Source organism: Paenibacillus sp. MER TA 81-3, from assembly GCF_023713585.1.
GTDB classification, from domain to species: Bacteria; Bacillota; Bacilli; order Paenibacillales; family Paenibacillaceae; genus Paenibacillus_B; species Paenibacillus_B profundus.
The window spans coordinates 233,299-247,153 of record NZ_JAMAWB010000007.1 but is presented as its reverse complement, the minus strand read 5'-3'; the positions used below and the strand labels follow the sequence as shown (position 1 = coordinate 247,153).

Below are 13,855 nucleotides of genomic sequence, written 5' to 3'. Positions count from 1 at the left end.
CAACCATGACAATGATTATGGACGTTTACGCACGCGAAGTGCTTGACTCTCGTGGTAACCCTACAGTAGAAGTAGAAGTGAAATTGGAATCCGGCGGTTTTGGCCACGCTATCGTGCCATCCGGCGCATCCACAGGCGCTCACGAAGCCGTTGAGCTTCGCGACGGTGACAAAGGCCGTTTCATGGGCAAAGGCGTTGAAACTGCTGTTAAAAACGTAAATGAAATTATCGCGCCTGAAATTATCGGTATGGACGCTTTGGATCAAGTATTGATCGACCGTACAATGATCGAGCTTGACGGCACGCCGAACAAAGGCAAATTGGGTGCAAACGCAATTCTGGCTGTATCCATGGCAGTAGCACGCGCAGCAGCTCACGCGCTTGATATGCCACTGTACACGTACCTTGGCGGATTCAATGCGAAGCAATTGCCAGTTCCAATGATGAACATCATCAACGGCGGTGAGCATGCGGACAACAACGTGGATGTGCAAGAGTTCATGATTCTGCCAGTTGGCGCTCCGAACTTCAAAGAAGCGCTTCGCATGGGCGCTGAGATCTTCCACAACCTGAAATCCGTACTGCAAGGCAAAGGCTTGAATACGGCTGTAGGTGACGAAGGCGGCTTCGCACCGAACCTGGGTTCGAACGAAGAAGCAATCCAAATCATCATCGAAGCGATCGAAAAAGCCGGCTACAAACCAGGCGAAGAAGTATTCTTGGGTATGGACGTAGCTTCCACTGAGTTCTACAAAGATGGCAAATACACGTTGGCAGGCGAAGGCAAATCCTTCACTTCCGCTGAGTTCGTTGACTTGCTCGCTTCTTGGGTGGACAAATACCCTATCCTTACTATCGAAGACGGCTGCTCCGAGGACGATTGGGAAGGTTGGAAATTGCTCACTGACAAATTGGGCAGCAAAGTTCAGCTCGTGGGTGACGACTTGTTCGTTACGAACACAGAGCGTCTGTCAAGAGGTATTTCCGAAGGCATCGGTAACTCCATCTTGATCAAAGTGAACCAAATTGGTACGCTGACAGAAACGTTCGAAGCGATCGAAATGGCAAAACGCGCAGGTTACACTGCAGTTGTGTCCCACCGCTCCGGTGAATCCGAAGACAGCACAATCGCAGACATCGCAGTTGCGACAAATGCGGGTCAAATCAAGACAGGTGCTCCTTCCCGTACGGACCGTGTGGCGAAATACAACCAATTGCTCCGCATCGAGGACAACTTGGGCAGCGTATCTCGCTATGAAGGCCTGAAATCCTTCTACAACTTGAAGAAATAAGACGTATCCGCATGAGCGGAACGTTAGATTTGGAAGCCGGACTCCATTGGAGTTCGGCTTCTTTGGTGTCGCCCAGCATGGGCGCTATTACGGACACACTCGTCGCAAGACGGGATCGAGCTGGACCTGAGGCTAGTTTTGATGAAAATCTCTTGTTGAATGGAAGTGAGGACGATATAATTATTGCTAGCTACTATTTAATGAACAATACTGAATGATGTATATAACGAATCGTTTAGGGGGTGACGGGGTTGAAAGAAATCATACAATTTAAAAAAGGCGTGCTTGGTCTATGCGTCATGGTGCTCATTAATCAACGCGACCGCTACGGCTTTGAACTGGCGCAGCAAATTTCGAAGCATGTGGAAATCGCGGAAGGTGCCTTATATCCGGTACTCCGCCGCATGGTAGGGGACGGACACTGCACGACCTATTTGCAGGAATCGACGGAAGGGCCGCCGCGCAAGTATTACAAGCTTACTCCAGCAGGCAAAGCGTACATGAATGAACTGGTGTCGGAATGGGAGAGCTTCGTATCGGGTGTAGCCACATTACTGGCGGAAGCCGTGGACGGAGATGCAGATGTATCTTCAGATGTAAATTTGGAAGCAAATCCAGAAGCTAATCCAGAAGCAAATGTGGAAATGAACAAGAATACAAACGATATGATCTAGGGGTGAGATAAGGTGCATAAAGAATATTTTCTATTAAAGCTGAAGCTTGGACTGCTGCCGCTTCCTGAGGAAGACAGGAATGAAATACTAGCGGAATATGATGCACACTTTGAATTCGGCAAGCAGCAGGGACGGACAGAGGAAGAAATCGCGAAGGAGTTAGGCGATCCAGAAGAGCTTGCTGTTGAGCTATTAGGGGACCGTGATGAGAAGCCTTCCTTCTCCAATGGACCTATGAACGCCGCCCATATGAACGGGAGCAATGAAATGCCGCCGCCTTGGCAAGAGATGAATCATCAGCCAGGAATGCAGCATGGTTATGACAGCCGATGGGATAATGGGCAAGGGAACCACTCCATGCCGTATCCTCCGGGGCCTGAAGCGGGCGCAATTCGTTCTCGCACCGTATTCGGCATCATCGGCGTTATCTTTGCCAGCATACTGATCGTACCGTTCTTAATCGCGGGCTGGGGAGTATGCATTGGCATAGGCGGCGCAGCAATCAGCTTTTTAGTTTCTCCGCTTCTGTATGTTGTCAAGCTGGCGTTGGGCGGAGTTTTTTATGGGGCAGAAATGTCATTGATCGTTCTCGCGTTCGGAATTGGCATTTTCCTGACTCAAGCAATGGTCGCTTTGTTCCGCAATTATGCGCGGCTCAATATGAGCTATATCCGCTGGGTTGCTCATGTGGGAAGGGAGAGAAGATAGATGAGAAGAGTATGGTTAAACCTGCTGGGCATCGGCTGCATTGTGGCAGGCATCGCAGGCCTGTTTTACTTCGGAATGGATAAGCTATTATATTCCCAGCTTCCCGGCTATAACTACAGCATTGCTATAGAGCCTGATTTGGAGCAGATTGAAATGGAGGCGAACCGGAGCGAGATCAAAGTGAATTGGCACTTTGATGAGCAACGTAAAATTGAACTATCCGGACAAGCGCCTGAACAGACGATACAGAAGCTCGGCAAGACGAAAGTTGAGAACGGTGTGCTTCGACTGGACTATAATGATACCGAAAGTGCGGAATGGTTGAATTTATTCCAGTTCAATTCCCGTCAACAGCACCATGAGATTCATATTCATGCGCCGAAGGAATTGGTTCTGGATCGTTTTCAAGCAAGGCTAGCGATGGGTTCGTTCGTGATGACGGACGGACAGGTCAAGCAGCTCGATGTCGAGAGCAACTTGGGCCAGGTGATTGTGAAGCAGGTGAAGGGTGAGCAGGTGAAGCTGAAATCGGATGCCGGGAAAATCGTAACCGAGAACGTGGATGCCGCGATTACAGTTAATGCTTCGCTGGGTGAAGTGAAGCTGCTGAATACGACCAGACCGGTCGATATAGATGCGAGTGCGGGCAACGTATTTATTGAACAGCAGAACCCTCATCCGATACAGGCGTCAAGCAATTTAGGCAACATCAAAATATTGGTTTCCCCTTTGTTCGACGGCGTGTATGATGCAAGAGCGAACTTGGGCAATGTATCCTCGCCGGAATCGAAGATGAAGAGCAATATGGTCATTCAAGTGCGGACGGACGCCGGCAATATTTCCATTGTCGAAAAATAGCTTGTCAACTCGAGATATGCCGCTATAATTCGGTTATAATGGATGTATACAATGCGGCATATAAAGGGGTTACGAAACGATGAAACCAATCATGAAAGTTCTTACGTTAGCAGGCTCGGATTCCAGCGGCGGCGCCGGCATTCAAGCGGACTTGAAAACCTTCCAAGAACGCGGAGTATACGGTGTGACCGCGTTGACAACAATTGTGACGATGGACCCGAATGACAATTGGGCGCATCGCGTTTTTCCGGTGGCGCTATCCACGATAGAGGAGCAGTTGAAGACGATTCTAAGCATTGGCATCCAAGGGATGAAGACTGGGATGCTTGGTTCTATCGATATTATTGAGCTTGCGGCACGTACGATTGAGAAGCACGACATTCCAAATATTGTCGTTGACCCGGTTATGGTATGCAAAGGCGCGGACGAAGCGCTGCATCCAGAGACGAATGATGCGCTGCGTGACATTCTCGTACCGAAGGCAACGGTAGTTACGCCGAACCTGTTCGAGGCGGCACAGCTCGCCGGCACAGCGCCAATTCGCTCCTTGGACGATATGAAGCAGGCTGCTGCGATTATTCAGGAGCAAGGCGCGCGTTATGTGCTGGTGAAGGGCGGATCCAAAATTGGCCTCCCGACGTCGATCGACTTGTTATATGATGGCAAGGGCTTTGAAGTGTTTGAGGCCGATTTAATCGATACAACGTATACGCATGGGGCAGGCTGTACGTACTCGGCGGCAGTGGCAGCAGAGCTTGCGAAGGGGCATAGTGTTATCGACAGCATCCATACGGCCAAGCGCTTCATTACAGAGGCGATTCGGCATTCTTTCCGACTGAACCAATATGTGGGCCCTGTGCGCCATAATGCATTGCGCTTGGTGGAACACGGAGAAGAATAGAGAGGCGATGTCCTCTAGCGCAGCGGGTTTGCGTGGCAGCGCAGAACTCGCTTTTCTTTTTCAAGGTCGATGGCTGACCAAGTTGGAGTGAAGATGAGGCTAGAGCGCCCAAGCCCCCTGTTTTTCCCTTTGGCGGTACGATAGTGGCATTATTACAGAACTATAAACAGAACAGAGCGGGCAGGCCTTGCCTGTTGCTTAGCCTTGTGTTACAATAATAATACTGTTTTTATGCTTTTCGAACGTGTAACACGCATTAGGAGGTGTAAATGTGACAATTTTTTTGAAGATTCTGCTTGTCATCTTTTCGATTGGCTTGATTAGCATTGTGCTTCTGCAGAAAGGGAAAAGTGCCGGTCTGTCAGGCGCCATCTCCGGCGGTGCGGAACATCTCTTCGGAAAGCAAAAGGCACGCGGTCTGGAGTTGTTCCTGCAACGTGCGACAGTCGGTCTTGCGGCTGGATTCTTTATCCTTTCTATGATTGTGGCTTACTTTGTAAAAGTATAACGTATAAATTCGAACGCAAGGCGGGGACGAGATCCTCGCTTTTTTTGTTTATCAACACGGAATCATGAGAGGAATGCATGAGGATAGTTGGCGATGATCGTGGAAAAAATGAAACAAGTCCTTGCTGGCTGGTCCATACATTACCATCCTATGGCATAGATTATGGAAAAGTAAGGGGCCTTATTGGTGCAAATAAGAACAATTTCAGGTTTTTGTCCTAATGGGCTTAACATGGTGGCAAAGAGCCGGGATGTAACCATTTAATTTCGTGTATACTAGGTTATATATTGGTATACTGTATCATGCAGGTCATGGCAAGGTGTGAGGTGAGGTAATGATATCGGAACAACAGTTGTTGGACTTTATGCGTGAAACCGCTTATAAGCCGATGACCTATCAGGAATTGGAGCAGCATTTTACGATTGAAGGTGCGGCTGAATTTAAAGCCTTCTTAATTATGCTTAATCGCTTGGAGGAAGAGGGGAAGATCATTCGTACCCGTTCGGATCGCTACGGCGTCCCGGAGCGCATGAACTTGCTGCGGGGACGTCTGCAAGCGCATGCGAAAGGATTCGCCTTTCTTATTCCGGAAGAAACGGGTCATCCCGACGTATATATTCATGCGAATGATTTGAAGACAGCGATGCATGGGGATACGGTGCTTGTTCGCGTGACAAATAAAACATTTGAAAGTACGCGTATGGAAGGTGAAGTAATACGCATCGTGAAACGAGCCGTAGAACAGATCGTCGGTGTGTTTCAGCATTATGAAACTTACGGCTTTGTAGTGCCGGACGACAAGCGGATTAACCGCGACGTATTTATTCCGCTGGAAGATACGCACGGAGCCGTGACCGGACAGAAGGTCGTAGCCCGTATTGTAAATTATCCGGAAGGCAGAGCGGCTGCGCAAGGAGAGGTCATTGAGATTCTCGGGCATAAAGACGACCCGGGCGTCGACATTTTGTCGATCATCCGCAAGCACCAGCTGCCAGAGGCATTCCCGGATGAAGTAATGGCGGAAGCAGAGTCGGTTCCGGATGCCATTACGGAAGAGGAAATTGTAAGCCAGCGCCGCAGAGATTTGCGCGGCTTGAATATTGTGACGATCGACGGTGAGGATGCGAAGGACTTGGACGATGCCGTCTATGTGGAGAAGCTCCCGAACGGCCATTACAAGCTCGGGGTCCATATCGCCGATGTTGGCTATTACGTCCGTGAAGGTTCGGCGCTCGACCGTGAAGCGTACGCGCGCGGATGCAGCGTGTACTTGGTCGATCGCGTCATTCCGATGCTGCCGCATCGGCTGTCGAACGGAATCTGTTCGCTTCATCCGCGTGTGGACCGCTTGACGCTGTCCTGTGAGATGGAGTTCGACGAGAAGGCGAAGCTCGTCAAGCACGATGTCTTTTCAAGCGTTATCCGTACGGTGGAACGGATGACGTACAATAACGTTCGTCTGATTGTCGAGGATGAGGATCCGGAAGTGTCGGCACGGTACGCGTATTTGGTCGACAACTTCATGCTGATGAAGGAGCTTGCGCTGAAGCTGCGCGGCAAACGTATGAACCGCGGCGCCATTGACTTTGACTTCCAGGAGTCAAAAGTTATTGTGGATGAACAGGGCAAGCCGGTCGACATTATTAAGCGCGAGCGCTCGATCGCGGAGCAAATGATTGAAGAATTCATGCTGGCAGCGAACGAGACGGTTGCAGAGCATTTTCATTGGCTGCGCGTACCGTTCTTATATCGGATCCATGAGGAGCCGAATAGCGAGAAGCTGTTCAACTTCATGTCCTTTGCTGCCAACTTCGGCTATGTCGTGCGCGGCAAGGGCAACTCGGTCCATCCACGCGCGCTGCAGATGCTGCTGGAGGAAATTGAAGGGACACGCGAGCAGACCGTCATTAGCACGATGATGCTCCGTTCGATGAAGCAAGCGAAGTATGATGCGGAGAGCACAGGCCACTTCGGCTTGGCTGCAGAGTTCTACTCGCACTTTACATCGCCGATTCGGCGCTACCCTGACTTGGTCATTCACCGTGTTATTCGCGAAGTTATCGACCATGGCGGAGCGCTGCCGGAGAAGCGGTTGGAGCAGCTTCATGCGCGTATGCCGGATATTGCACAGCAGTCGTCGGAACGGGAGCGCGTTGCGGTTGATGCCGAACGGGATACGGAAGCTCTTAAGAAGGCTGAATTCATGCTGGACAAGGTGGGCGAAGAATTCGACGGTATTATTAGCAGCGTGACAAGCTTCGGCATGTTCGTGGAGCTGGATAATACAGTAGAAGGATTAATTCGCCTCAGCGAACTGTCCGACGATTATTATCACTTCCATGAGCAGCATATGGTGCTCATTGGCGAGCGTACGTCAAGAATGTTCCGGATTGGCGATGAGGTCCGCATCCGAGTGGGCCGCGTCAATATGGAGGAACATACGATTGACTTCGAGCTTGTTGCAAGCACACCGCGTTATGGTGGGCGTGATGCGCGGGAATTCGGCTTTGAGCAGCGCAAGCGCGGTCGTGCTGGTACGGATCAGCGCGGCGGAGAACGAAGAGGCCGCGGCAATGGACGCGAAACCCGTGGGGGCGGAACATCGCGTGACGGGCGCGGTGGCCAGCAGCAGCGTGGAGGACGCGGTAGTTCCCAGCGAAATGGACAGACAGTTCGAACAGGGCGCAGTGGATCCACGGATCGTGGACGCACGAATCGGCATGAAGCGAACCTGCCACAAGCGACTCATCAAGAAGGACGCGGACCATCGCGTACGGACGATACCGTGTATAACGAGTACGGTGCAGGCGGTGAGCAGCAGCATGTCCGCGGCGGACAAGGACGCTCTCATGCGAAAGGACACATGAGAGATGAGCATGCTCCGGAACGCCTTGAAGGGCAGGTGCCTCATACGCCCGAGGCCGAAGAGTTCGATGGTGATTGGTATAACCAAGGCGAATTCCGGGCGCGCCAGAACCGGAATGGTCATAATGGGCGCCGCAGTGGAGGAGCTGGAGCTTCCCATCAACCCGCTGACAAGGGAAATGGACATAGACCTTCAGGATCGCACCAGCGCGGCAAAGGTGGTATTCACCTTGGCCAAGGTAATAGTGCCGATCAGTCTCAGCGTTCCCGTGGTAATCAAAACCAAGATAATGCGAACTGGGTTGATCGCCTAATCACGAATGCAGAAAATGAAGTGGATCGCGGTCCGCGCAATTTTGACTTCGGTTCGGGGCGCGGCGGTTATGGCCGTTCGAGTCAAGAAGATAACGATCGGAGCGACCGGAACAGCGGCCGCGGCGGGGACTATCGTTCAGGCCGGGGCAGCAAATTAGGCGCAGGCAAGAAAGGCCGCAAAACATCCGAGAGCGGCATTTTCATCGGTGAATCTGCCGCCCAAGCACGCGAGCAGACGAAGGAAGCAGGGCAAGCTGCGCGCAAGAAAGGCAAAGTTAACAGCAATACCGCTAAGTTTGTGCGTAAGAAGCGGTAAAGCAAGCAGTTCGTAACTCGTAACTCATGGCTCGTAAATGAACAAGGAGCGGTCCTCTACGGAGGGCCGTTTTTATGATGGAAGATGTTTCTCCTTCTGACGTGTGTCATGATGCTTCGGAGAAGGGTTGTCGATTCCTTCTTGTCTCACTCTCCCCTTCATTCAGAACAGCGAGCCGAGCATACGTTCATGCATTTGCGTATTTTTCATAGATGTCGGTCTTCCGGTCCGTAGCTAGTCCTTATGATCATTCTCCCGTACCATCAGAAAGGTTTGCGTTGAGGACAAGTCATAATTTTGTATAGACGTAATGACATGAAAAGTCTGAGTCGTGATGGCGCATTTACTTGGCAAAGTTTATTGTCATCTTCGGACTTTGTGTATTTCTGATGGAAGGGGAGAATGAAGCAAAGGTGTGGATGATGCGAATCTCCGTTATCATGTAAGCCCTTTCTGCATACCTATGATATAATGTACATACTTTACATTAAAGTAACAGAAATGGGGTGAAGCCAGATGAGTCCTTCAGATATTTCCGTCTACCACGTCGTGCTGCGCATGGTGTTAGCCTTAATATTGGGTGGCTTTATCGGGTTGGAACGGGAGAAACGAAGTCAGGCTGCTGGGCTTCGCACTCATATGTTGGTCAGCTTGGGATCGGCTTTAGTTATGCTTATTTCGGTTTATGGCTTCCCAAAGCTTAGCGCTGATGACAAGGCAGACGTCGATATTGCGCGGATTGCTGCTCAGGTGGTCAGCGGTGTCGGGTTCTTGGGAGCGGGCACTATTATCCGTAATGGCACAAGCGTCAAAGGGCTGACGACGGCAGCGTCACTGTGGGTATCGGCTGCTATCGGCTTGGCTTGCGGCTCAGGTTTTTTTTCGGCTGCACTTGTTGGGTGTGGATTATCCCTTGTAGCGTTATGGGTATTGAACAAATATGACTTTAAGAACCGGGTGGCGCATCGCATTCATCAGCTGGAAGTAATCGCGGAAGAGCGAGAAGGATGGCTGACGGAGATGACAACTCAGGTGGAGCAGCAGGGAATGTCGGTTCGCAGCATCCGGATGCGCAAAGAGGGGGCCGGATTGAAGTCTTGGGCGAAACGGCTGAGTCCTGAGAAGGAAGAAGAGCACTTAGATGAACATGAGCAAGAGAATGACGATGAGGTCGATATGGAAGGCGAAGGTGACACGAGTACTGCTAGCGTTCAACGATCGGATGCTTCGAATGAACCGCACCAGATTAGTATCGAATTGAAGGTGTTGGCTGAGGATATGAAATCGATAGCGGCATGTTGTGAGGCGTTGCTCAGTATGAAAGGTGTCAAGGATGTGCGCATGATTTCGTAAAGTAGGTTTTTGATAAAGATGGTTAATCTCTTGAGTCTGATGGATCTTTTTTGATACAATATAAGAGGTTGTATATAGAGCAGTAACGTAAGCGAGATTATGTTCTCGCTGGAAGCATGTAATTCGCTGTAACGTTGGAGGACAATCATGGGTAAAAAAAGTGAGAATAAAGTGCTGGCCCAAAACAAGAAGGCGTCCCATGATTATTTTATCGAGGACACTTATGAAGCAGGCATGGTGCTGACAGGTACGGAAATTAAGTCGCTGCGGATGGGGAAAGCTAATATTAGCGATTCGTTCGCCACCATTCGTAAAGGTGAGATATTTATCCATAATATGCACATCAGTCCGTTTGAGCAAGGGAATCGGTACAATCCTACGGATCCGACGCGTGCGCGCAAGCTGCTGCTTCACAAGGCGCAGATTAGCAAGCTCATCGGGCAGACGAAGCAGGAAGGGTATACGCTTGTTCCGCTTAAGATATATGTGCGCAACGGCTTTGCGAAGCTGCTGATTGGCCTCGGTCGCGGTAAGAAGAATTATGATAAACGCGCAACAGAAGCCAAGCGTGATGCGGACCGCCAGATTCAGCGGGCGCTGCGTGAGAGGCAGAAGTATTAAGGGTTATGGTGCTGGGGCTCAGTTCTCAGAAGTAACCAAGGAAAAGGCATGTAACGTTGGCAACAAGTTGATTAACATCTTCGCCTCTCATGTGTTATAATAAACGTATCGGTAACGATAAGAAGATTAGTCATCCGATTGTTGCTGACAACGAGTGCTACACTTTGACAACTGAATAGTGTGGAATGTTACACTATCTATGTCTTAACTTTTTCTCTAATTCAAGACCCAACTCCCCAGATGGGCGAGATGTGTCGCTTATCATTATGGGGGCGTTCTTGGATTCGACGGGGATAGTTCGGGCTCGGGTAGCGGGTAGTGGGGCTGCGTCCACTTCAACAACGCGAACGCCAATTTAAACGGCAAACAACAAACAAACTACGCTTTAGCAGCTTAATAACCTGTTAGCGTGCTTCTACTTTCCATCGCCCATGTGGCGGGATAGGGGCTCAACTTTAGTGGGATACGCTGTCACATCTCCGCCTGGGGTGTGCTGAAGAAGACAATCAGGCTGACCCAAAGCATAGCCGGTTACGGGGCGATGCTAGGGTGACATCAAAACTGTGACTACACCCGTAGAAGCCTTTGTTGCGTTATCTTCGGACAGGGGTTCGACTCCCCTCGCCTCCACCAAAAACCTGAAAGAGCCGACCGCACGAGGTCGGCTTTTTGCATTGGAGGCGAGATAAAGGGAGTTGAACCCCTGAGCGGGTTCGCCCGCGCACAGGTAGCGAAAGAGAAGCTACGAAGGAAAGCCTCAGCGAACGAGCACGGCGTTGATATCCAACCTCTAATATCGTCGACAGAGGATAGACTTCGGTAGCAGTATAATGGAGATATCAACACCCCCTCGCCTCCACCAAAAACCTGAAAGAGCCGACCGCACGAGGTCGGCTTTTTGCATTGGAGGCGAGATAAAGGGAGTTGAACCCCTGAGCGGGTTCGCCTAGGAAGCGAATGAGATACTGTGCTTTGAACTATGACATTGCCGAACTTGCAAGTTTATGCTGCAAAACAACAACGGCAACATTAAACTTCAAATTTCAGCACTACATATTTATGATTAAAAGAAGTCGCTAAATAGCGACTTCTCAGATTGAAGACAAACTCCCGCGAAATACTGCAGACGCGGGAGTTCTTTATGTTTTTTATCCATATTTCAAATACGAAATTGAATTTATCAGATGGGCGACCGGTCTTCCAGAGCCAGGTCGCCATTTTTTTGAGGTTCATGGCAGCAAAAACAAGCATCGCTTGCATGGAGACTCTTTTTAATCCTCGCAAGGTCGTCCACCACATACCATGCTTCTCCTTTAAATCAGCAAAAACTGGCTCTATTGTCTCTTTTCGCTCCGCATAAATTCGTTTGTTTTCTTCTGTATGGCGGAGGTGATCCGCCTCTTCAACATATTCAGCCCAAACATGTCGACTGATACGCTTCACTGCATCTTTACTCTCTGTACATTGTGTCCGGAAAGGACAGGCTTGGCAGATTGTCGGATTTGAGCGATACATTTTATAACCGTCACGGTTCGTTGTTTCGTAAGACAGTACCGCATTTGCCGGACATAGGTAGCAGTCGTAGTGTTCATCGTAAACGTACTCATGCTTTTTAAAAAAGCCTTCTTTCGTCTGAGGACGTGTATACGGCAGGACGGGACGAATCTCTTGCTCTTGCAGCGTTTTGCAGATGGCTGGCGTCTTGTAACCCGCATCCGCGGCAACCGCTCGTGGAGCCGGAACCAGGCGAGTAACCTCGTTTAGAACATCTTCAAAGACTTGGCTGTCGTGGACATTTCCAGGCGTTACTTTGACGCCGAGTACAAACCCGTTCCGATCACACGCGGTGTGAAAGCTGTAGGCGAAAACACGTTCTTTCTCTCCCTTTACGAATAAACCACACTCCGGGTCAGTCGTGCTAACCTTCACCTCCTTCTGCGTTACTACCCACTTTTTTTCGAATGGTTTCTTTCCATGTACAGCTCGATCTTTATTGATCTCTTCATCAAGCTGATCCTGGTACTTTCGGCTTTGCTCCTGAACAATCTCTTTCACATATTTGTTTTTGTTCGCGCTTGCTTTAACATGTGTCGCGTCAATAAAGAGTACATCAGGTTCAATGAAACCATGACGAGCAGCTTCTTCGAGGATGCGATTAAAAATCCCCTCAAAGAGTCCCGTATCCCGAAAACGGCGCACATAATTCTTACCCAGCGTGGAGAAATGAGGAACGGGCTGACTGAAGTCATATCCAATAAACCAACGGTACGCGACATTGGTTTCAATTTCTTTCATGGTCTGGCGCATGGAGCGAATACCAAAAAGGCATTGAATGAGCGCAATCTTAATAAGAACCACCGGATCAATGCTAGGGCGACCGTTATCTTCACAGTAGACATCTCGAACCAAGTCATAGATGAAGCTAAAGTCGATGGCGTATTCGATTTTACGGACCAAATGATCCTCAGGTACAAGCTCGTCCAAGGAGACCATGGAGATTTGGGAACGTCCTTCGTAACCCGTTTTTCGCAACATATCCAACACTCCCGCACTAGTTATTTACCTATATTATACCATATTAATGCGGTGAATGGATGAAGTATTTTCAATAAAATAAGACTGGCGACAGGGCTTTGTCGACAGTCTGGAAGAACCGACTATAAAAAGTCGGTTCTTTATCTTAACTTCGTCATTTTTTATCGTTGGTTTACAACTTTTCTATTCTTGCACCTCGCCCAGGAAAGCTTCATGAGCCGAACTTGTTTTAAGATCTATTAAAGCATATACACAAGCAGCATGTCGTTAATATATAAATCCTTAAATGGATCAGAACAATAAGAAAATACTTTATTTTCTTTGAACATTTATTCTAGAAACAAATTATAGGGGTTCTATTTAAAAGGTCTTTCGTTTTTCGTATGAGGATATTCGTTCATATAGAGTTTCCTTGGGGACATCGGACTATTACCATAAATATCTCCAACAAAAATAGATCAATGAAGCTTCGTGGCAATGGGGATGCCTATGAAGAACACATGTGTGGAGGGAACAACAAGCGAAACACCTGACATTCCATGATAAATGGGTGTACTAATTCTTAAAACGCTCCACTGCATCCATAAAACGCCCATCCATCAGTCGAACGATGTGGTTCACGATCGCCTCACAAGGCGTTTTCATCCCATCCTCAATCCAATCCAGCAGCGTTCCTGCAAAGGCATGGCTGTAAAATTGAACGATGAACGTCTTGTCCTCTTCCGAAATCGCACGGGAATCCGAAACTTCATTGATGACATTGCTCAGAAGTTCAAACAAAACTTGATTTAAAAACATCTCCAAATGCTCTTTTCCAAGAGAACGACATGTGTTCATACAAAGCGCCTTGTTGCTTTCCACATATCTAAAATGATCAATAGCCCCTGCTGCCAAGTCGCATAGGATTTG

The 13,855-nt window shown here is 49.2% G+C and carries 12 protein-coding genes and 1 other RNA gene; 11 read left to right on the top strand and 2 right to left on the bottom strand.

All coding sequences use genetic code 11. From position 1 onward, the window contains the following. Nucleotides 1-5: 5 nt before the first annotated feature. The 11 genes from eno to ssrA all read left to right on the top strand — a co-directional run bounded on the left by eno (nucleotide 6) and on the right by ssrA (nucleotide 11,044). Entirely contained in the window at nucleotides 6-1,292 is a 1,287-nt protein-coding gene (gene eno / locus M3650_RS12285; RefSeq protein ID WP_019422016.1) for a phosphopyruvate hydratase, read from the top strand. 11 nt (nucleotides 1,293-1,303) lie between these two features. Then, nucleotides 1,304-1,510, top strand: a complete 207-nt coding sequence (locus M3650_RS12280; protein WP_251575077.1) for a hypothetical protein — start codon at nucleotides 1,304-1,306, stop codon at nucleotides 1,508-1,510. Nucleotides 1,511-1,591: 81 nt separating this feature from the next. Next, nucleotides 1,592-1,966: a PadR family transcriptional regulator gene (locus tag M3650_RS12275; RefSeq protein WP_483311740.1), complete on the top strand. Its 375-nt coding sequence runs from the start codon at nucleotides 1,592-1,594 to the stop codon at nucleotides 1,964-1,966. A 12-nt stretch (nucleotides 1,967-1,978) separates the two neighbouring features. Beyond that, a complete protein-coding gene (locus M3650_RS12270) occupies nucleotides 1,979-2,674 on the top strand; it encodes a DUF1700 domain-containing protein (protein WP_251575074.1) in 696 nt (231 codons plus the stop codon). Beyond that, nucleotides 2,675-3,532, top strand: a complete 858-nt coding sequence (locus M3650_RS12265) for a DUF4097 family beta strand repeat-containing protein (RefSeq protein ID WP_251575073.1) — start codon at nucleotides 2,675-2,677, stop codon at nucleotides 3,530-3,532. 79 nt (nucleotides 3,533-3,611) lie between these two features. Next, the gene (gene pdxK / locus M3650_RS12260; RefSeq protein WP_251575072.1) at nucleotides 3,612-4,433 is read left to right on the top strand and encodes a pyridoxine/pyridoxal/pyridoxamine kinase; all 822 of its coding nucleotides are present in this window, start codon (nucleotides 3,612-3,614) and stop codon (nucleotides 4,431-4,433) included. A 271-nt stretch (nucleotides 4,434-4,704) separates the two neighbouring features. Further along, nucleotides 4,705-4,941 carry a preprotein translocase subunit SecG gene (gene secG, locus M3650_RS12255; protein WP_251575067.1) on the top strand — a complete coding sequence of 79 codons (237 nt, stop codon included), beginning with the start codon at nucleotides 4,705-4,707 and terminating at the stop codon, nucleotides 4,939-4,941. Between the two features lie 334 nt (nucleotides 4,942-5,275). Then, nucleotides 5,276-8,437 (top strand): ribonuclease R, encoded by a 3,162-nt coding sequence (gene rnr, locus M3650_RS12250; protein WP_251575065.1) that lies wholly within the window; start codon nucleotides 5,276-5,278, stop codon nucleotides 8,435-8,437. Between the two features lie 516 nt (nucleotides 8,438-8,953). Next, nucleotides 8,954-9,790, top strand: coding sequence for an MgtC/SapB family protein (locus M3650_RS12245; protein ID WP_019422024.1), 837 nt, complete (start codon nucleotides 8,954-8,956; stop codon nucleotides 9,788-9,790). 147 nt (nucleotides 9,791-9,937) lie between these two features. Then, the gene (gene smpB / locus M3650_RS12240; RefSeq protein ID WP_019422025.1) at nucleotides 9,938-10,411 is read left to right on the top strand and encodes an SsrA-binding protein SmpB; all 474 of its coding nucleotides are present in this window, start codon (nucleotides 9,938-9,940) and stop codon (nucleotides 10,409-10,411) included. 268 nt (nucleotides 10,412-10,679) lie between these two features. Further along, nucleotides 10,680-11,044: a transfer-messenger RNA gene (ssrA, locus tag M3650_RS12235) on the top strand. Nucleotides 11,045-11,440: 396 nt separating this feature from the next. Here the strand turns inward: ssrA and M3650_RS12230 are convergent. Next, nucleotides 11,441-12,946, bottom strand: a complete 1,506-nt coding sequence (locus M3650_RS12230; protein ID WP_251575063.1) for an IS1182 family transposase — start codon at nucleotides 12,944-12,946, stop codon at nucleotides 11,441-11,443. A gap of 555 nt (nucleotides 12,947-13,501) precedes the next feature. Next, nucleotides 13,502-13,840, bottom strand: coding sequence for a TetR-like C-terminal domain-containing protein (locus M3650_RS12225; RefSeq protein ID WP_251575062.1), 339 nt, complete (start codon nucleotides 13,838-13,840; stop codon nucleotides 13,502-13,504). Between the last annotated feature and the right edge of the window lie 15 nt (nucleotides 13,841-13,855).